Source organism: Weissella cibaria KACC 11862, from assembly GCF_000193635.1.
Taxonomy (GTDB): domain Bacteria; phylum Bacillota; class Bacilli; order Lactobacillales; family Lactobacillaceae; genus Weissella; species Weissella cibaria.
The window spans coordinates 97348-116521 of sequence record NZ_AEKT01000035.1 but is presented as its reverse complement, the minus strand read 5'-3'; the positions used below and the strand labels follow the sequence as shown (position 1 = coordinate 116521).

Genomic DNA, 19174 nt, shown 5'->3' with positions numbered 1-19174 from the left:
GACAATTTTTGATGAAACCTACAAATTAAATAATGGTGTTGAAATCCCGAAGATTGGGTTTGGCACGTGGATGATTACTGATAATGATGACGCAGCCCTAGCTGTTAAAACGGCGATTCAAGTGGGCTACCGGCATATTGATACGGCTGAAGCCTATGAAAATGAAGTTGGTGTCGGTCATGGCGTCCGTGACAGTGGCGTGCGACGGGAAGATATTTTCGTGACAACCAAACTAGTCGGTGAAATCAAGGACTATGATGATGCGGTGGCTGCCATTGACCAATCATTGGCTGATTTAGGGTTGAACTATATCGATATGATGATTATTCATTCACCAAAGCCTTGGGTTGATTTCCAAAAAGAGGACCGTTTCTTTGCCGGTAATCTGGCTGCTTGGCGTGCACTGGAAGAGGCCGTTGATGCTGGTAAGATTCGAACAATCGGTGTCTCAAACTTTGATGAAGTTGACTTGCAGAACATTCTTGATAACGGACGCATTAAGCCTGCTGTAGATCAAGTTTTGGCGCACATCGGCAATGTGCCATTTGGTCTCTTTGATTATGCCAAGCAACACGATATTCAAATTGAAGCCTATTCGCCATTTGGTCACGGTGAAATGCTGAAGAATCCGAACTTGCAACAAATTGCTGATAAGTATGGTGTATCGGTACCACAATTGGGGATTCGCTACTTGTTGCAATTGGATGCCTTGCCTTTGCCAAAGACGCTGTCTGAAGACCACATGCGTCATAACGCAACAGTCGACTTTACCATTAGTGATGATGATATGGCGCTGTTAAAGCAGGTTACGTTTAATGATTATGGTGAATTTAGTGGCTTCCCAGTTTTCGGGGGCACGTTAGATTAAGAACGGAGATGAGTGATATGGCAGAGAAGGTAACTGCAGGTCATGACGCGTTGGGCGCGTTTGCACCTAAGTTTGCAGAATTAAATGACGAGGTCCTGTTTGGCCAGGTTTGGTCACGCGAGACGGAACTTTCAGCTCGTGATCGGTCGTTTGCAACGATTACCGCACTGATTGCGACAGGGGCGTTTGAACAATTGCCCTTCCACATGCAGAAAGCTAAAGAGAATGGTCTGACTGTTGATGAAGTAGCTGAAATTATTACCCACTTGGCATTCTACGTTGGTTGGCCTAAAGCCTGGTCAGCATTTAATATCGCAAAAGAAGTTTACGGGGTGGCATAATGGCGAATTTTCCAGAAATTAAAACGGGTACAATCTTTTCAGCGGGTGTTCTAAATCCCTATGGCGAATTTTTTGTCGGGGACACGTATTTGACCAATTTGGTGACGTCGCCGGATGAAAAGATTGGGATTGGTTCAGTGTCGTTTGAACCAGGATCACGAAACAATTGGCACATTCACCATGATGGCTATCAGATTTTATTGGTGACCGCCGGTGAAGGGTGGTATCAAGAAGAAGGACAACCTGCTCAGTCACTGACAAAGGGTGATACTATCGTGACACGTGATGGTGTGAAGCATTGGCACGGTGCCAAGAAAGATAGTTGGTTTGAGCACATTGCAATTACGGCTGGAACGCCAGAATGGCTTGAGCCAGTTTCAGATGCGGACTATGATGCACTAGTTTAATAAACACTATAAAAGCGGTAATCGATTTGACGATTACCGCTTTTTGTTGCAAATGCAACAAAAAGGTTATAGACTATACGTGAGGACGGAAATATGACAGCTAACTTAAGAGAAATTGGCATGATTGCGCGTGCCCTAGATTCGATAAGCAATGTGGAATTTAAAGAATTTAATTTAACCAAAGGACAATATTTGTACTTAGTGCGAATTGTTGAACAGCCTGATATTATCCAAGAGGCGTTGTCAGATTTGATTATGGTCGACCGCACAACCGTGTCGCGGGCAGTTAAGAAATTAATTACCGATGGATTAGTCGAGAAACGTGATAATCCCGATAATTTGAAAATTAAACATCTTCGGGCAACAGAGAAGGGGCGCGCCATTTACCAGGTGATTAAACGTGAAAATGATTACTCGGAAGCTGTGGCGTTACAAGGCTTTTCCGATGCGGAGGTGCAACAATTGAACGCCATGTTGACGCGGATGCGTGAAAATGTCGCAGCCGATTGGAACGCTGTAAAAAAAGGACAACACCGTAACTATTAAAGACGAGGAGATTAAGGATGAGTATGACATTACGTCGATTGACAACCAAGGATTTGGACACACTACGGGATATTTCAATTGAAACATTTTCAGATACGTTTGGTGCGCAAAATACGGCCGAAAACATGCGTGATTACCTGGCAGCGGCGTATACACCAGAGAAACTAGCAGCTGAATTAGCCGATCCAGCATCAATGTTTTATTTTGTCTTAGTGGATGAAAAAATTGCAGGGTATCTCAAGCTAAATGTGGATGACGCGCAATCAGAAAAAATGGGCGAGGATGCGCTTGAAGTTGAGCGTATTTATGTACGCCGAAGTTTCCAACGGCAAGGCCTCGGCCGTGTGTTTATCGGTGAAGCCGAGCGACTAGCTAAGTCACTAGATAAGCACGAAATTTGGCTTGGGGTCTGGGAACACAACCCGAATGCCATCGCATTCTATGAGAAGATGGGCTTCACGTTAACGGGTGAGGCGCATGATTTCTATATGGGGACTGACCAACAAACGGATGTGTTAATGATGAAAAATTTGGTATCGAAATAGCACAAGGACTACTTACGTTGTATAATGTCTTTTATTATGAATAAAATTTTAAAAGAACAATTTTTCGTTGATAATCTTTCAGCGGAGCAAGAAGCTGTTATTTCTAATATGAATGCCTACATTGGTGATGGCTTGAAGCAAAATGATCACCGTGTTGCAATTATTCAAGGTGCAGCCGGCACTGGTAAGTCAGTTGTTTTAATGAACTTAGTTACCAAGTATATGACGGACAAGCGGTACAAGACGGCGTTGGTTGTGAACCACCCGGAGTTGTTTAAAGCCTACAAGGATTTGGCCGTTGATATTCCAGGCATGCGTGATAAGGATATTACGCGTCCGACACCGTTGATTAACAATGCGCAAAAGCGTAACTGGCAATACGATGTCATTTTCGTTGATGAGGCCCACTTATTGCTTTCAAAGCCTGAACCTTACATGCACTACAATGGTGAAAACCAATTGGCAGATTTGATGTCATTGGCCAAGGTCGTTGTCGTTGTTTACGATTTTGCGCAAGTGTTCCAGTCAAAGATGTACTGGGACAAGGACTTGTTGTTTAAGACGATTGGTAACAACCCATATCACCAATTTGACATGGACTTCCAATATCGAATGGTAGCGAGCCAGGAACAAGTTGACTGGTTGGATGATTTGACGGCTGAAAAGCCTTTGAAGCCATTTCCATATAATTCTGAGTTTGAATTTAAGGTCTTCGATAAGGCTGGCGATTTGTACGAAGCAATTAAGGAAAAGAATAAGGAGTTCGGTCAAAGTCGCGTGGTCGCCACGTCTGGCTTCCCACGAATTGATGGTCGTCACAACGTCGAGATGGATACCTTTAACTTGCCTTGGGATGAATGGGATCCACAGCGTACCCACTGGGCTAAGCGGGAAGGGTCAATTACTCAGGTCGGAACGATTTATACGTTGCAAGGATTTGATTTGAATTATGTGGGGATGATTATTGGTCCTTCATTTGGTTATGATCCAAAGACTGATAGCGTGACAATTATTCCAGAAAAATATTCTCACAAGGAAATTTTCAAGAAGCGACAAGATCGTAAGTTTACGGAAGATGAATTCAAGGCGTTTATCGCAAACGTGTTGAACGTCTTAATCAAGCGCGGTAAGTACGGTTTGTACTTGACAGCATACGATGACGCATTGCGCGCGCGCTTGTTGGAACTTCAAAAATAAGTAATGAAACATGACGTTTGGTATTAATGCCCAAGCGTCATTTTTTATAGAAAATGGTGGATGATCCATGAGTCAGGTAAAGTATTTAACAGCTGCTGAGGTGTTGCATCTAAATGAAACGGCAATTGCAACCCTCGGTGGTGGTAATGCAGGTGTGCAGTCGCCACGAGCGTTTGATGTTGTGATTACGCAACCACAGCAAATTGTGTTCGGACAGGAAATGTACCCAACAATTTGGCTGAAAGCGGCCTACATGATGCAACAAATTGTCAAAACACCAGTATTTGTGGATGGTAGCAAGCGAACGGCCATGCTGGTTGTGCAAACCTTTCTGACTGCCAATGGCTATGACCCCACGCCAGATTTTTTTGAAGATGTACAGGCGTTTACGATTGAAGTGACACAAACAGCGAATACTGAAGTAGTCATGGCGACGATTGCCGACTGGTTGGCTAGTGTATTTACTGAAAGATAAGCATAGGCCAGAAAATGACAGGTATCATTTGAACTCTACTTTTTAATATGCCATAATTGGCATATACCATAAGTGACATATTGGAAACGGAGGGGATGAAGATGGCACACACGCATCATCATGAAATTGAACAGAATAATCAGACGCCGTATTTGATCGGTATTGGACTAAATTTGGCTTTTATCATTGGGGAAATGATTTTCGCAAAATTGGCCGGTTCGACAGCCTTGTTTGCGGACGCACTGCACAGTGTGAGTGACGTCGCGTCGTTAATTTTGTCTTGGCTAGCAGTATTAGTTTTTGGGTTGAAAGCAACACGTCGACGGACATACGGCTTTCATAACACGACCATTCTTGCCAGTGCGATCAATGCCATTTTGCTATTAATTGCCGTTGGAATTATCTGGTTTGAAGCCATTGATAAATTAATAAATGGTAAGGCACATGTTGACGGCGACATCGTGATTTGGGTGGCGTTAGTTGGGATTTTAGTTAATTTCCTGGCAGCACATTTCTTTGCCAAAAGTGGTCAGCAAGAACATGATTTGAACGCACGTGGCGCTTATATTCACTTGTTGGCCGATGCCGGCGTTTCGGTCGGCGTCGTGATTTCAGGTGTATTGATTGCCCTGACTGGTTGGAACTGGATTGACCCGTTGGTGTCAGCCTTAATTGGGATTGTGATTGTGGTCAGTTCATGGGATGTATTTAAGCAGTCGCTGAATTTGCTACTCAATGGGGTCCCAGCGGGGATTGATGAGGCGGGTATCGCGGACTACTTGGCAAACCATGCGGCCGTAAAGTCAGTCCATGATCTTCATATTTGGGGGATTTCGACGACTGAGGCGGCGTTAACAGCGCACTTAGCCGTTACACCGACATTTAACGATGCTGACCTTGATGATATTACGGAAACGCTGAAACATGAGTTTGGCATTGCCCACACAACGATTCAGGCAGAAACGCACTTAGAAGTTAACTGCAACACAATTTAAAGGTTGGGTGATAAGATGGCACAGGAACAAGCGCTATTACAGGCGGTTGCCGGCTTTTACAAAGTTTTAGGTAATGAGAGCCGATTAGCGATTTTGCATTATATGGTGATGCACCCAGGCCCCGTTTATGTGAGTGAATTGGTTGCGCAAACTGGAATTGCGCAACCGACGGTGTCGAAACATTTGGCAATTTTGTATCAGAATCACGTGGTGACGCGCGAAACGTCAGGTAATCGGGTCTATTATGAAATTTATGATCAGCACCTGAAACAAACCCTGGAAGCGACGTTTACTCACTTAGAGCATATGGACATTTCAAATTAGATGGATATGGCGACCAGCTTTGTTTGGTTGCCATATTTTTTGCTGTCATGCCAGTGGCATTTTGCTATACTTAGGCCAAGAAAGTTTGAAAGAAAATGGTGAACAAATGGTTGAACAAAGCGGATTTTCAGATTTTGAAAAACAGGCGATGAAAGAACGAGCAGCTGAATTACGACGAGAACAGGCAAATAAGCGCAGTAAGAAAAATCCAGAGGCCGATTTGCTGGAGAAAATTGCTGAAATGCCGGATGATGAGGCGTTTATCGCGGCGAAATTGCATGACTTAGTGCGAGAGATTGCGCCAGAGTTGCAACCCAAAACATGGTACAGTATGCCAGCGTATGCAAATGCGGACGGTAAAGTAGTACTCTTTTTCCAACCGGCTACGAAATTTCAAAGCCGGTATAACACAATTGGGTTTAATGATGCTGCCCAATTGGATGATGGGGTGATGTGGCCAACGTCGTTTGCAGTAACGGCATGGCAGGAAGACGTAGCTGATCAAGTCAGTACATTAATTCAACGCGCAATGAAAAAATAAATAAAACATGAAAGCAACTGTCATTTTGACAGTTGCTTTTTTAAAACGGTATAGGTCATAAATAATTTTACATAACGCCACAAAAACACAATCGACTAATATTTCAATGAAATGGTATATTTTTGGTCAATTGTTCTTACTGAAAATAAATGGTAACGTATTTGTAATGTTTGGTTTTTGGAGGATTTATTTATGAGTAGAAATACGGATATTATTCGGGATAGTCGTGGCTTTTTAGCGATTAAGCGGGTGTTGCTGGTTGCCCTAATTGCGGTTGTTGGGGATCTTTTCTTTACTTTGGTTGGGGACGTCATTGATGATAAAATTGGTGAGTTCTATGGCGGTAGCCTGATTTTAGCTTTAGTTGCAACTATATTTGGGGCGGTAATGTTGGGTACACTTTACCAATTGATTATCTTTAATCGGTCTGAACGTGGCGTTTTCGATTACTTCAAAAATGGCCGGTTGCTTTGGGTATTAATAAAAATCAGTGTATTACAGGCGATTTTCACAATGTTGTGGAGCATATTACTCCTGATTCCGGGTATTGTGAAGGCCTACGCTTATACGCAAGCAATTCCTAAAGCTGTTGATGATTTTGAAAAAGGACGTCCATTGCAAGGTGCGTTGGCGTACATTGGTTGGTCTGATGATCAAATGAAGGGATATAAAGGACAACTCTTCATGTTAACTTTGACATGGTATGTAATCATGTTCGCTTTAATCATCTTGATTTACCTAGGGTATGTCGTCTTGACGCATCAATCAGTTGGTATTTACTTCACGGACAATACCTTCATCTCAGCTTATGGGTCAACGCTGATAACGATTATACCTTCGTTGATTGCGATACCAACGATTATTGTTCGTCAGACCGTCTTTTCACGTGACTTTATTCGTGAACAAGATGCACCAGTAAAGTAGGCTTTGTTATGACTAAAAATGAAAAAAGAGCGCTCATTACGGTACTCGGTTTGTTACTAGGTTACTTTGTTTTAGAGCATGGTATGATGCTGTTTCATGTGCCCAATTTTATTGATGCGATTGCGACGATTGCTTATGCCATCTTGACGTTGTTCATTATCGTACGCATTATGCGCCAATTGTTGCAACATGATATCGGTCTAAAATTTACGAAGTTTGCTAGTTGGGTGCCGTTGGTTTGCTATGTGATTATCGTTGCGCTAAGGTTAATTTTTGGTGCATCTAACATCGTACATTATCGCTTTGAACAAGCGGCGTCGCTAACATTACGAGCACTTGAAGCTGGTATTCTTGAAGAAGTAATTTTACGAGCCGGCATTTTCTATATTCTGCTACGTGTCTTACAAAAGCGTCAGAATGCACCGTTTCAGGCAGCAATTTATTCATCTGTCTTTTTTGGTTTATTACATTTAACAAATATGGCCTCTGGTCAAGATTTAACGTCCACACTGTCACAAGTATTGTTCGCAACGTGGGTTGGTCTAATCTTTACGGCAATTTATGCACGGACAGGCTCAATTTGGTACGGGATTATCTTGCACTTTGCGATTGACTTCAATAGCATGGCGCAGATGGGGACGACTGTGATGTCAGTTCCAGTTGAAGCAGTGGCCGCGCAAGGGGTTGTTTTAGTGATGGTACTGATCATCATGATATTTGGTGTTTTTCCAAACCGAAAAGTGGCACGTAATAGTAAGCTATTAGGTCAATAATTTTAAAAAGCCCGCATCTGAAGGTGTGGGTTTTTGCTTTCTTAAAAAAATTCGATAAAAAATCCTTTACAAACGGGAAGTGAATTGATATTATTAATTATGTTGTTGAGGCAACGAATTAAATGTTTTGGGCTTATATGCTAATTGGATAAACACCCCGGCTACGAACCGGGTATTGCAGGTTCGAGTCCTGCTAGGCCCATACAAGAAAGCACCGAGAGATGATTCTCCCGGTGCTTTTATTTTGCATTCGTGACTAGTTTTAGGACTATCATTTTTTGAGTTCGTTGTGAACGAGAGCCCCTAGTTATCCAGTTGATTATTTTTGGCAACATGGAATAATTCTGGTGCTCATCTATTAAACGATTTGAACAATGTACAAAACAATTAGCCAAGTTTTGGTCTGATTTATTTGTGCTCTCATTAAAAAAGATGGCTTAACTATACAGGGAGTGACCTTGTAAAAACTAATGGATACTGTGTACGAATTATGATATTAAAAAATGACATTGTACAGCGTAATTTTTGACATCATTACGTAAATGGCGTGCTTGTACTTTCTTTTTGGGTGTAGTCTTTTCTTTTAATTGTTTAAACGTTACCTTGTTAGGGGGAGAGGCTATGTTTTTGTTAAAAGGACTGTTGTTACGGTTTGCATTAGTAGCGCCAATCGGAATGCAAAATATATATGTGTTTAACAATGCGTTTAATCACTCGCTGAAAAGATCGATGCTATATTCTTTATTCGTGTGGATCTCTAATACTGCCTTGGCATCGGTGGGCTATTTTGGTTTTGGCGTCATTTTAAATGCCAATGAGACTGTCAAACAAGTTGTGATGTTTGTTGGTGGAGTATTAGTTGTTTGGCTTGCGTGGAATGTATTGAAGTCAGCGAGAAGTGTAGACTTAAATGAACAAGTCAATCAAATACCGGTTAAAAAAGCAATATTGACAGCCATTGTAGTCATCTGGGCGAATCCGCAAGCTGTTATTGATTCATCTATTACACTTAGTGCAATTCGTGGAACATTAGCGGATTCTGCGGTTGGCATGTTTATTACCGGAATTGTTATGGCGACATTTATTTGGATTATGGGGATGACGCTTGTTATCAATAGTTTAAAAGATAGATTGTCAAAGAAGTTCCTAATTTGGATCAATGTGATTTCAGGTATTGTGCTGTTACTATACGGTGTACACTTACTGTATGAGGTGGGTGTTAACGTGATGTCCACGTTTTAGTTACTTCGGATGAGCACCGGGACTTTAGTTGGTTAACATTTGATTCATATTAATTCGTTCAGATAATTCGTGTTGATCACGTCAGCCATTTGAGTACCGATTTGAGTATTCTTGTACTCTTCTTTTGTTATGAAGTGGCCGATAATTGAGTATGTACGTACCTGCAATATGATTAGTTCTGTCTTTCATTAAAATCACCCCGATGCAACCTACTACCTAGTAGATTGCATCGGGGTGATTTTGTGTATTTGTACGTGTAATTACACAAACAAATAATAATCAATTATTTGCTGTAACGGTGCAAAGATTAGTGTTTAGATTCTGAACATGGTCCGTTCGGACGACACAACGATTGGGACATTAGCGTTTGGAGTGGCCTTCCGAACTAAAGTAAATTAGATATTAATAAAGCAGAAACCCCCGAAAGTTATTTTAAATTTCGGGGTACGCCACATTGACTGTATCATTTCATGTTGGCAATCAAAACTTTCAGTGATGTCTCATAGAGACAAAAATTATTTAGTTTTTAGGCGTTGAATTAGAAATTTTTGACACACCAATAATGAACACTATTAACCAAATAACTAAAATAGTTATACTTACTTTTGGGAATAGTACACTAAGAATTAATGCTACAAGTGTTGTTAACCGCCAAAAATAGGAGCTTTTTTTGACTTAGTTGACAATTTCATTGTTGATACCATGAAACAAGAGCGCCTCTTGTGGAAAAGTTGTTACCATAAGTGAAGTAGCGAGTGACTTTTTGTTTATCAAAATAAGAGTCCTCCTGTTATATATTTTGTGTTAGTTTGAATACTTAAAAACGATACCAAACATAAAAAACGTTTGCAAAATGATACTAAAATTTTGTTTAGATTTCGCCTCGAGTCGGTAGACTACTTTGGGGTTTATGAACGAGGTGATACGCTTGAAATATTAGCGATGATTATTGAGGGGGATGTAAGAATGAAAGTGAAAGCGTACATTGCAAGTGCTTTTAGCAAGGACAATACCGGAGGGAACCAAGCGGGGATAATTTTTCTACAACAACCGTTATCAGTGACTCAGAAAATAGCCATTGCTAAAGAACTGGGTTTTTCTGAATCGGCCTTTATTTCCGGTTCCGATCAAGCAGATTTCAAATTTGAGTATTATACGCCAACGAGCGAAGTGGATTTATGTGGCCATGCGACGATCGCCTCCTTTACCCTCATGCGAGAACTTGGAAAGGTTGTACCGAACCAATACACAATTGAAACCAAGGCGGGGATTATTCCGATCGAAGTCCAGCCGAAAAGAATATTTATGAACCAGCAGCCCTCAGAATTTTTTGAAAAGATTGAGAAGCCTGAATTGAGCGAGGCCATTGATATTTCAGCAGTTAATGACAACTTCGATATTCAAGTGGTATCCAAAGGTGGGAAAGATATTTTGGTACCGGTTAATATCAATGAACTCAACGCGCTAAATCCTAATTGGCAAGCAATAGCAACACTTAGTGAGCAATATGGCGTCATCGGCATGCACGTATTTGGCTTGTCAGAAACGGATATTGTCTGCCGCAATTTTGCACCGTTGTATGGCATTAACGAAGAATCTGCAACTGGCACGTCAAGCGGTGCCTTGGCGTGCTATCTATTCACGAAAAATATTCGGCGCCAAAAAGAGTACATTTTTCAGCAAGGCGCTAATTTGGGAAGTCCTTCAGAAATCGTTGTAAAGCTTTCTGTTAATCAGCAGGATGAAATAATAGGTGTTAATGTTGGGGGCGCTGGTTATGTTGACGATGTAAAGTCCTTAGAAGTTATCTGATACGAAAATTTTTTCAATGATCGTGCGAAGAACTGATGCAGTTAGTTACTCAAAATTCGCTTGAACATGTATATGCCTGATGATGTTTCGTAATCATCGGGCATTTTTTGCTGTCTGTTCACCCAGGATAAGCTAAATTTGAACTTGTTTACTATTTTGAAAACGGTTACAATTAACCCGTACACAAATGGAACCGGTTCCGTAATTATGTTTTAGGGGGAATAATATGAACCACGAAGAGGTAGCAAAGCGGGTTGCGAAGGCTTTGGGTGATGATAATGTCATTACGGCAGCGCATTGTGCCACGCGTTTACGGTTAATTGTGAAGGACCGTGACAGTATTGACCAACAAGCACTTGATAACGATCCAGACCTAAAGGGGACGTTTGATTCAAACGGGCAGTTCCAAATTATTGTTGGGCCGGGTGATGTCAATAAAGTATATGATCACTATGTTCGCCAGACAGGGGTCCAGACGGCAACGCCTGAAGAACTGAAGGAACTTGCAGCGCAACAGGGTAAGAAAAAGAATCCGATTATGGCTATGGTCCAAGTATTGTCGGATATCTTTGTGCCACTGATTCCGGCAATGACAGCTGGTGGTCTATTGATGGCGCTGAATAATATCCTGACGGGAAAAGATTTGTTTGGACCCCAATCATTGGTGCAAATGTTTCCACAAATCAAAGATGCAGCTGACATGATTAACCTAATGTCGTCGGCGCCCTTCGCATTTCTGCCAATTTTAATTGGTTATACAGCCACTAAACGCTTTGGCGGGAGTGAAATCTTGGGAGCCGTGGCCGGCATGATTTTGGTGATGCCTGCGCTGATTAACGGAAATGACGTGGCATCGGTCATGGCCGCTGGAAAGATGCCGTCATGGGATATCTTTGGTCTGCATATTGCGCAAGCTGGGTATCAAGGTCAGGTATTGCCAGTCATTGGGGTGGCATTTATTTTAGCTAACGTTGAAAAGTTTTTCCATAAACATTTAAAGGGTGCGATTGATTTTACGTTCACACCAATGTTTGCCATTATTATCACGGGTTTCTTGACGTTTATGGTGGTTGGCCCAGTACTACGGACGTTGTCTAATGGCTTGACTGATGGATTAGTAACTCTGTATCAAACGTTAGGCTTTGTCGGCATGGGGATTTTTGGATCAGTGTATTCGGCCATCGTTGTGACGGGGTTGCACCAAAGTTTTCCGGCAATTGAAACCACGTTATTAGCTGATATTACAAAAACGGGTGGTGATTTTATTTTCCCAATTGCGGCTGTTTCTAACGTTGCTCAGGGAGCCGCAGCGTTTGCAGTATTCTTCTTGGCGAAAAAGGACGAGAAACTGCGTGCATTATCATCATCTGCCGGGGCTTCAGCAATGCTTGGTATTACAGAACCGGCGATGTTTGGTGTTAATTTGAAATATAAATTTCCATTCTTCATTGCGCTTGGCTCAGCTGGGATTGCCGGTTTAGTAATTGGCTTGTTCCATGTGTTGTCATCTTCATTAGGCCCAGCAGGTGTGATTGGCTTTATCGCCATTCCAGCCGCCAAGTGGGTTGGCTTCTTCATCAGTATCGCGTTGGCGTTTGTTTTGGCCTTTTCGGTGACCTATGGTTATGGCAAGCGACGCCATTTTGGTGAAACTGGTCCACGAACTGATGTGCCAACGCGCTATGAACCGGCACCCGATGATATCGTGGTGGCGTCTCCGGTAGCAGGTCGGGTTGACCGGCTTAGTGCAGTTGATGATCCGGTCTTCTCGAGTGGTGCAATGGGTAAAGGTGTCGCAGTACTGCCTGCCGACGGTCAAGTGTTTGCCCCAATTAACGGGACAGTCACCGTTGTGTACCCAACGGGCCATGCCTACGGATTATTGGGTGACGACGGCGTTGAAATCCTGATTCATATTGGGGTGGACACAGTATCACTAAATGGGGATGGCTTTGAAACCATTGTGAAGCAAAACCAACACGTTCGAGCTGGTGAAGCATTAGGGACATTTAATGCGGATAAGATTAAAACAGCCGGTTTAGACGAACACGTCATGGTCATCGTGACGAATACAGGGCAGTATCTGGATGTTAAACAGATTGCAAACCAAACAGTTATGGCGGGTGAACCGCTTTTGGCAGCCCAAAAGGAGACGAACGTTTGATTATTGGAGACACAGAAAAATTTGAACAATATCACATTTATCCAGAATATGGTTTAATTAACGATCCAAATGGCCTTATTTTTTTTAACAAACAATATCATGTTTTTTATCAGTGGAATCCTAACGCACTGGATCATACGTATAAAGTTTGGGCCCACGTGGTTAGTGATGATTTGGTAAATTGGCGACGTATGCCAATTGCGATTGCGCCAAGTCTGCCAGAGGACCGGTCGGGCGTTTATTCCGGTACAACGCTGGTGAAGGATGGCCGTCTGTACGCTTTTTATACAGGCAATGTACGGAATGATGCGGGCGAAAGTGTGGCCTCTTTCCAAATGGCAGCTGTGTCGAATGATGGTATTCATTTTGAAAAACTCGGTAAGTTATTTGATCAGCCGAGTGGTTATACGCGTCATGTGCGCGATCCGAAAGTTTTTGAACGTGATGGTCATTTTTTCATGTTGCTTGGCGCCCAAAAACTTGATTTGACTGGCGATATTATTGCATATGAATCAACAGATTTATGCAATTGGACATTTCTGGGGTCAATTTTAGGCGAACAGGTAACGGCGTATCGCGGCTACATGATGGAATGTCCAGATATTTTGACAATTGATGGCCAAGATGTGCTGATGTTCTCACCGCAGGGACTACCTGCCCAAGGCGACCGGTTACAAAACATTCACAACACAGGTTATGTTCTGGGAAAGTTTGACAGTACATCTGGTTCATTTGAAGTGACGTCGGATTTCGAAGAGTTGGATCAGGGATTTGAATTTTATGCCTCGCAAACCTTGCAGCATGCTGGCCGTCATTTATTGTGGGGCTGGGCTGGTATGATGCCGTCTGACCGAGAAAAAACGTTGCCAACCAGGCAAGCTGGTTGGGCGCATGTTTTGTCGCTGCCACGTGAACTGCGCCTTGTTGGCGGTAGGCTGCGCCAGTATGCCATTGCAGAATTAGGCGAGTTTCGTCAAGCAACACCTGACAAAATTACCGGACCGGGACTTTGGCGCGTAACTGCCGATACATGGCAGGTTAATCTAACAGCTACAATGATTGTGCAACGGGAGCGGGATACCGTTACGATTAAACGAATTGCGTGGGAGTCGGGCGAAACTGAAATTAGGCAGGCAAAGGTTTCTGGGGATGTGTTACTGGTTGTCGATAATGATGTTGTTGAACTATATACGACGTCTGGTGATGCAGTGATGACAGCACGATATTTTGATTAATAAGTATTCCGTGCTACCAAATTCTTCAGTTAGTTGGGTTAATAATCGGGTTCTTATATTGGCGTTTTTTCAAGGATAGTTCTGAGCGAATAAAGCCGATTGTTTTTATAGGATTGGGTGGATTGGCTGCATTTATTAATACAGCGTTTGTTCTGTTATTTACGTGGCTCGGATTCACCGTCATGCACACGACGTTCACTGGCATTCCGAATAATCATTTGTTAGGCTGGTTGATTTTATCAGTTGCAGGGGTCAATGGCATTGTCGAAATTATTGTTTCGGCCATTTTGGTAGGCGTCATTGCGACGCCTATCATGAGCTACTTAAATCGGCGCCATTGGTAAGCTATGACAGTAACGAAGGAGTTGGTGATTCACTTGGATCGTCAACTCCTTCGTTTGTTTTAGTAAAATTTAGGGTTGACGAATAAAAAATAAGTCCGTATAGTGTGTTTTGTTAATAAATTATGAGAAACAGGTGAAAAACTATGTTGTTTAAGGACTCACAATTTAATAATGCTTATTACTTCTATTTCTGAACATTGTGATTAATGTGCTGGGCACGTCAATCACGACGTGCCCGAAATAGAAGCATTTTCTATTACGAATCGGGCGAAAGCATAAAAGCGCTTGATTTGGAATAGAAAAAATATGACCAGCTGGATATTTTTCTAAACGAATCGGTGCTTTCATGGCGCACGGTTCGTTTTTTTGTTATCTGGAGGAAATATTATGACGATTCAAAATGGCCTAAATGGTCAATTACGTGTAGCGAGTGATAAAAGCATCACACATCGGGCCATCATTTTAGGGGCACTAGCAGTTGGCGTGACGCGCATTAACCACCCGTTGTTGTCCGCTGACACTTGGCAAACGATTCACGCAGTTGAACAGTTAGGCGTTAGCGTTGAGGTTACCGAAGACCAGGCACTTATCATTACAAGTCCGGGGGCTTTGGCTATTCGTAGCAATCATTTTCAACAACCTTTGCAATTTGATTTTGGTAACTCAGGTACGACCACGCGGTTGATGATTGGTGTGCTAGCAGGACTAGGGATACCAGCAACGATTACAGGGGATGCGAGTCTAACGCGGCGTCCAATGAATCGAATTGTTGCATTGTTAGCAAATTACGGTGCTGAGATTCAAACGACGGATGGCCATTTACCAGTGACAATTCATTCAGGAATTACGGCTGACGCGATTAACGAAACGCTGGCAGTGCCATCTGCACAAGTTAAAACCAGCTTAATGTTGGCGGGCCTTAGCGCGGGAATTTCAGTCGTTATCTTTGATGATTTTAAAACACGTAATCACACGGAAAACATGTTATCTAGTTTTGGGGTAGCCGTTGATTGTCAGGCGGAGATGATTTTTGTCGCGGGAAATCAACAATTAGTAGCAACAACGGTCACAGTGCCAGCTGATATGTCTGCGGCAGCCTTTTGGTTAGTTGGCGCAACGCTTCAACCAAATAGTGACGTCGTCTTGACAGATGTAAATGTGAATGAAACACGCTCGGGCGTTCTGACAGTGTTGCGTCGGATGGGGGCTAACATTACATTGACGCACGAACGCACACAAAATGGCGAGCCGATTGCTGACATCCAGGTCACAAGTGCTGAAATGCTCATTGGTACGACGATTGCCGGGATGGAAGTACCGACGATGATTGATGAATTGCCCATTTTGGCGTTGGCCCTGGCATTATCCCAGAGAGATAGTCGTGTGCTCGATGCTAGTGAACTCCGCATAAAAGAAAGTAATCGGATTGTGACCGTTACTAAGACATTGCAGGCATTTGGTGCCCAAATCAATGAGACGCCCGATGGCTTTTTGATAGCGGGTGTTGACCATTTGCAGGTTCCAAATCAACCCTTGGTAGATTATGATGACCACCGAATTGCCATGCTTCAAGCGGTTGCAAAATTGCTAACCAGCAACGTTAAGCTGCGGGAAGAAATTGGGACAATTGCTGTCTCGTACCCGGACTTCTACAAAGATTTGGCGGTGCTGATTGATGACTAGAATTGCAATTTGGGGTTTGGGGGCCATTGGTGCAGCGATGGCAGAACAACTGAGTCGGACTGAGGGTTATGAAGTATTGGGTTTTGACATTAATCCGGTGACAATTCGTGAAGCTCTGGCGGCTGGTGTCATCCGGGGCGCGTTTAATCCGGCGGAAATCAATGCCTTGCCAATCGACTTATTAGTGGTCGCTGTGCCACCGAAGGAAACAATGGCGGTGTTACGTGATTTGCAGACAAATAATCTAGTCGTTGACGTGGCCTCTATTAAACAGCCGATTATGCAGGCGGCGAATCATCTACCGCATTTCGTTGGCGGACATCCAATGGCCGGTACAGATGAAACAGGATTTCTTGGTCGCAAAAAGGTTAGGTTTAATCAAGCGTCATTTTTCTTGGTTGGTAATGACGCGGATTGTCGTCGTATTATGACGCTACTCTCGCCTTTAGATAGTCGCTTCGAAACGGTTGATGCTACCGAACACGATGCCTTGATTGCGTTAACAAGTGATGCGACGCATTTAATTGCACAAGCATTAGTAGCAACTTTGGCCGTAAATGCGAGCGGAGAGGCACGGCCATTTATCGGTCCAGGCTTCCGTGATACGACACGGATTGCAGCCGCCAACCCTGAACTATGGACACAAATATTATTGGCGAACCGAGTTGCGACTACTGAAGCAGTAACGAATTTCATGATAGAACTGCAACGATTGTGGGAGTTACTTGTAGATAATAATGCAGCCGAATTATTAGCCGCTTTGACGGCTATTCAACAAATACGAAGGGAATATTAGCATGAAAATATTATTAATTGGCTTTATGGGAGTCGGTAAAACGACAGTGGGTCAAAAGTTGGCTCATGCTTTAGGCCAGCGTTTTATTGATTTAGACCAGGCGATCGTTGCGCATGTCGGGCAACCCATCCCATCGTTTTTTACGCAAGTTGGTGAACCAACTTTTCGTGAAATCGAAGCAAACCTGCTAGAAAGAGCACTTGAACAAGAAGATGTTGTTATCAGCACTGGGGGTGGCGTAATTGAAACGCCAAGTTGTGTCACCTTGTTAAACAGGGCAGATGTTTACACGATTTGGCTCAATAGTGAATTTAGTACAGTGACCGATCGTCTGTTAGCGACTGGCGAGGTACGGCCGTTGATGTTGCGACACTCACTAGCCTCTTTTTTTACACTGTGGCAGGAGCGGCAAACAAAATACACACGAACGGCTGATTTAATGGTCGCGACTGATTTTAAAACACCGGCAGAAATTTGTGATGAAATTGTTCGCCACGTTGCGGACGCAACAGTTTTAGACACCACACGAAGTCAAATTGATGCGATTGATCGCCAAATCTTGCAAGCAATGGTCGCGCGGCTAGCACTGGTGGATAAAGTTGCCAATATTAAAGCGAAGCATCATTTAGCAGTGGTACAGCCAGGTCGTATGGCAGCCATGCAAGAACGGTTACAAGCGCGTTTTGCGTCAATGTTACCGTCACAACTTGTTTCCGATTATCTGAAGTTGATGACTGAAACGGCGATTCAACGAGAGGAGGCGCAAATATGAACAAGGCACTTGCGATTCGCATGCAGGCGATTGTTTATCTCATGTACGTTGTGCAAGGTTTTGCATTGATTATACTCGCACAGACCATGAGCGCATTAACCACGATTTGGCATACTGATTTAGCTGGCGCAACAGCGGTTGTATCGGCGATTGGGCTTGGTAAATTGATTGCTTATCCGTTTTTGGGCGAATTGGCTGATCGCTGGCAGCGGAAAACATTGTTATTGCTGGCAATTTTAGCGTATGGATTATTTTTTATCTGTGTGCCAATTTCAACGCACATTTGGCAAGGCCTTATCTTAACAAGCTTTGCCGGTATTGCGAACGCCATGTTAGATGCAGTAGCCTACCCAATGCTACTGCTGCTTCATCATGGTCGTTCCAGCGGTAATGTTTTGATCAAGGCGATGATTTCGTTAGGGGAAGGGATTTTGCCAATCATCATTATCAATTTAAATCATTACCAACTTTGGTTCGGTTGGGTATTTTGGGTGGCTGCCGTGATTTTAGCGGTGGCATTGGTTGTGTTGCTTGACACTAATATGCCAGATGCAACGGTTGTGGTGACTGAAAGGGTGACACGGGCACCGCGCTGGCAATGGGATATTGTGCAAGTGACATTCTTGACGTATGGCTTTACTGCGATGTGGCTGATGATTCATTTTACACAGTGGGTAACACGCTATTTCCAACTGGTTCGCGGCTTCAGCGCGTCAAACGCACATTTATTGATGACTTGCTACAGTGTTGGGTCATTACTAGGTGTTGGCATTGTCTTTGTGTTAACTGGTCGCCGGTTAATACCTGAAAAGTGGTTGCTAGTGATGCTAAATTGTGTGGCGTTGATGAGCTTACTCTTTTTGCTAATTGTTAAAACCAACGCAGTGGTCTTAGTTGGTCTAGCAACAGGTTTGTTTGGTATGTCGGCCGCTGGTGGCGCGTTACAACTTGGTGTTGCGCAATTGATTGCACACAATCCAGGGTTTAACGGTCGCGCGACTGGTTGGTACTTTTTTGCAGGTAGCTTTGCGGTGTTGTTGATGCCAATCATCACCGGACAATTTGCGACACAGCACTTGGCACAGGTTATGCAGAGTTTGCTAGTCGTGAGCGTCATTAATGTCATTTTAGTTGGGACACACGCTATGCGCGTAGTGGATAGAAATCGAACAGAAATCGGAGAAAAATAG

At 43.2% G+C, this 19174-nt stretch carries 21 protein-coding genes and 1 tRNA gene; all 22 read left to right on the top strand.

Annotation, left to right across the window (positions count from 1 at the left end):
* Positions 1-4 precede the first annotated feature (4 nt).
* Positions 5-868: an aldo/keto reductase gene (locus tag ESE_RS0108355; RefSeq protein WP_029237500.1), complete on the top strand. Its 864-nt coding sequence runs from the start codon at positions 5-7 to the stop codon at positions 866-868.
* A gap of 17 nt (positions 869-885) precedes the next feature.
* A complete protein-coding gene (locus tag ESE_RS0108350) occupies positions 886-1209 on the top strand; it encodes a carboxymuconolactone decarboxylase family protein (RefSeq protein WP_010373806.1) in 324 nt (107 codons plus the stop codon).
* Positions 1209-1616, top strand: a complete 408-nt coding sequence (locus ESE_RS0108345) for a cupin domain-containing protein (RefSeq protein WP_010373805.1) — start codon at positions 1209-1211, stop codon at positions 1614-1616. Before ESE_RS0108350 ends, ESE_RS0108345 begins: the two co-directional genes overlap by 1 nt.
* A 93-nt stretch (positions 1617-1709) precedes the next feature.
* Positions 1710-2162 carry a MarR family winged helix-turn-helix transcriptional regulator gene (locus ESE_RS0108340; protein WP_010373804.1) on the top strand — a complete coding sequence of 151 codons (453 nt, stop codon included), beginning with the start codon at positions 1710-1712 and terminating at the stop codon, positions 2160-2162.
* Between the two features lie 17 nt (positions 2163-2179).
* The gene (locus tag ESE_RS0108335) at positions 2180-2707 is read left to right on the top strand and encodes a GNAT family N-acetyltransferase (protein ID WP_010373803.1); all 528 of its coding nucleotides are present in this window, start codon (positions 2180-2182) and stop codon (positions 2705-2707) included.
* A gap of 36 nt (positions 2708-2743) precedes the next feature.
* The gene (locus tag ESE_RS0108330; RefSeq protein WP_010373802.1) at positions 2744-3904 is read left to right on the top strand and encodes a DUF2075 domain-containing protein; all 1161 of its coding nucleotides are present in this window, start codon (positions 2744-2746) and stop codon (positions 3902-3904) included.
* Positions 3905-3971: 67 nt separating this feature from the next.
* Positions 3972-4379, top strand: a complete 408-nt coding sequence (locus tag ESE_RS0108325; RefSeq protein ID WP_010373799.1) for a type II toxin-antitoxin system death-on-curing family toxin — start codon at positions 3972-3974, stop codon at positions 4377-4379.
* Between the two features lie 101 nt (positions 4380-4480).
* On the top strand, positions 4481-5374 hold the full coding sequence (locus ESE_RS0108320) for a cation diffusion facilitator family transporter (RefSeq protein ID WP_010373797.1): 894 nt from the start codon (positions 4481-4483) through the stop codon (positions 5372-5374).
* Between the two features lie 15 nt (positions 5375-5389).
* Positions 5390-5698, top strand: coding sequence for an ArsR/SmtB family transcription factor (locus ESE_RS0108315; protein ID WP_010373795.1), 309 nt, complete (start codon positions 5390-5392; stop codon positions 5696-5698).
* A 106-nt stretch (positions 5699-5804) separates the two neighbouring features.
* Complete coding sequence (locus ESE_RS0108310; protein WP_010373793.1) at positions 5805-6239, top strand: iron chaperone; 435 nt, start codon at positions 5805-5807, stop codon at positions 6237-6239.
* Positions 6240-6431: 192 nt separating this feature from the next.
* Entirely contained in the window at positions 6432-7163 is a 732-nt protein-coding gene (locus ESE_RS11915) for a DUF975 family protein (RefSeq protein WP_010373791.1), read from the top strand.
* An 8-nt stretch (positions 7164-7171) separates the two neighbouring features.
* A complete protein-coding gene (locus tag ESE_RS0108300) occupies positions 7172-7936 on the top strand; it encodes a CPBP family intramembrane glutamic endopeptidase (protein ID WP_010373789.1) in 765 nt (254 codons plus the stop codon).
* A gap of 129 nt (positions 7937-8065) precedes the next feature.
* A tRNA-Arg gene (locus ESE_RS0108295) sits at positions 8066-8138 on the top strand.
* Between the two features lie 419 nt (positions 8139-8557).
* Complete coding sequence (locus ESE_RS0108290; protein ID WP_010373787.1) at positions 8558-9178, top strand: LysE/ArgO family amino acid transporter; 621 nt, start codon at positions 8558-8560, stop codon at positions 9176-9178.
* A gap of 966 nt (positions 9179-10144) precedes the next feature.
* A complete protein-coding gene (locus ESE_RS0108285; protein WP_010373785.1) occupies positions 10145-10990 on the top strand; it encodes a PhzF family phenazine biosynthesis protein in 846 nt (281 codons plus the stop codon).
* Between the two features lie 226 nt (positions 10991-11216).
* Positions 11217-13154 (top strand): sucrose-specific PTS transporter subunit IIBC, encoded by a 1938-nt coding sequence (locus tag ESE_RS0108280; RefSeq protein ID WP_010373784.1) that lies wholly within the window; start codon positions 11217-11219, stop codon positions 13152-13154.
* Positions 13151-14389 (top strand): glycoside hydrolase family 32 protein, encoded by a 1239-nt coding sequence (locus tag ESE_RS0108275; protein ID WP_010373782.1) that lies wholly within the window; start codon positions 13151-13153, stop codon positions 14387-14389. Before ESE_RS0108280 ends, ESE_RS0108275 begins: the two co-directional genes overlap by 4 nt.
* 122 nt (positions 14390-14511) lie before the next feature.
* On the top strand, positions 14512-14733 hold the full coding sequence (locus ESE_RS11570; protein WP_010373780.1) for a hypothetical protein: 222 nt from the start codon (positions 14512-14514) through the stop codon (positions 14731-14733).
* Between the two features lie 387 nt (positions 14734-15120).
* Positions 15121-16416: a 3-phosphoshikimate 1-carboxyvinyltransferase gene (gene aroA, locus ESE_RS0108265; protein WP_010373777.1), complete on the top strand. Its 1296-nt coding sequence runs from the start codon at positions 15121-15123 to the stop codon at positions 16414-16416.
* A complete protein-coding gene (locus tag ESE_RS0108260) occupies positions 16409-17212 on the top strand; it encodes a prephenate dehydrogenase (protein WP_010373775.1) in 804 nt (267 codons plus the stop codon). The genes aroA and ESE_RS0108260 overlap by 8 nt, the downstream gene beginning before the upstream one ends.
* A 1-nt stretch (position 17213) precedes the next feature.
* Positions 17214-17984, top strand: coding sequence for a shikimate kinase (locus ESE_RS0108255; RefSeq protein ID WP_010373773.1), 771 nt, complete (start codon positions 17214-17216; stop codon positions 17982-17984).
* Complete coding sequence (locus tag ESE_RS0108250; RefSeq protein ID WP_010373771.1) at positions 17981-19174, top strand: MFS transporter; 1194 nt, start codon at positions 17981-17983, stop codon at positions 19172-19174. Before ESE_RS0108255 ends, ESE_RS0108250 begins: the two co-directional genes overlap by 4 nt.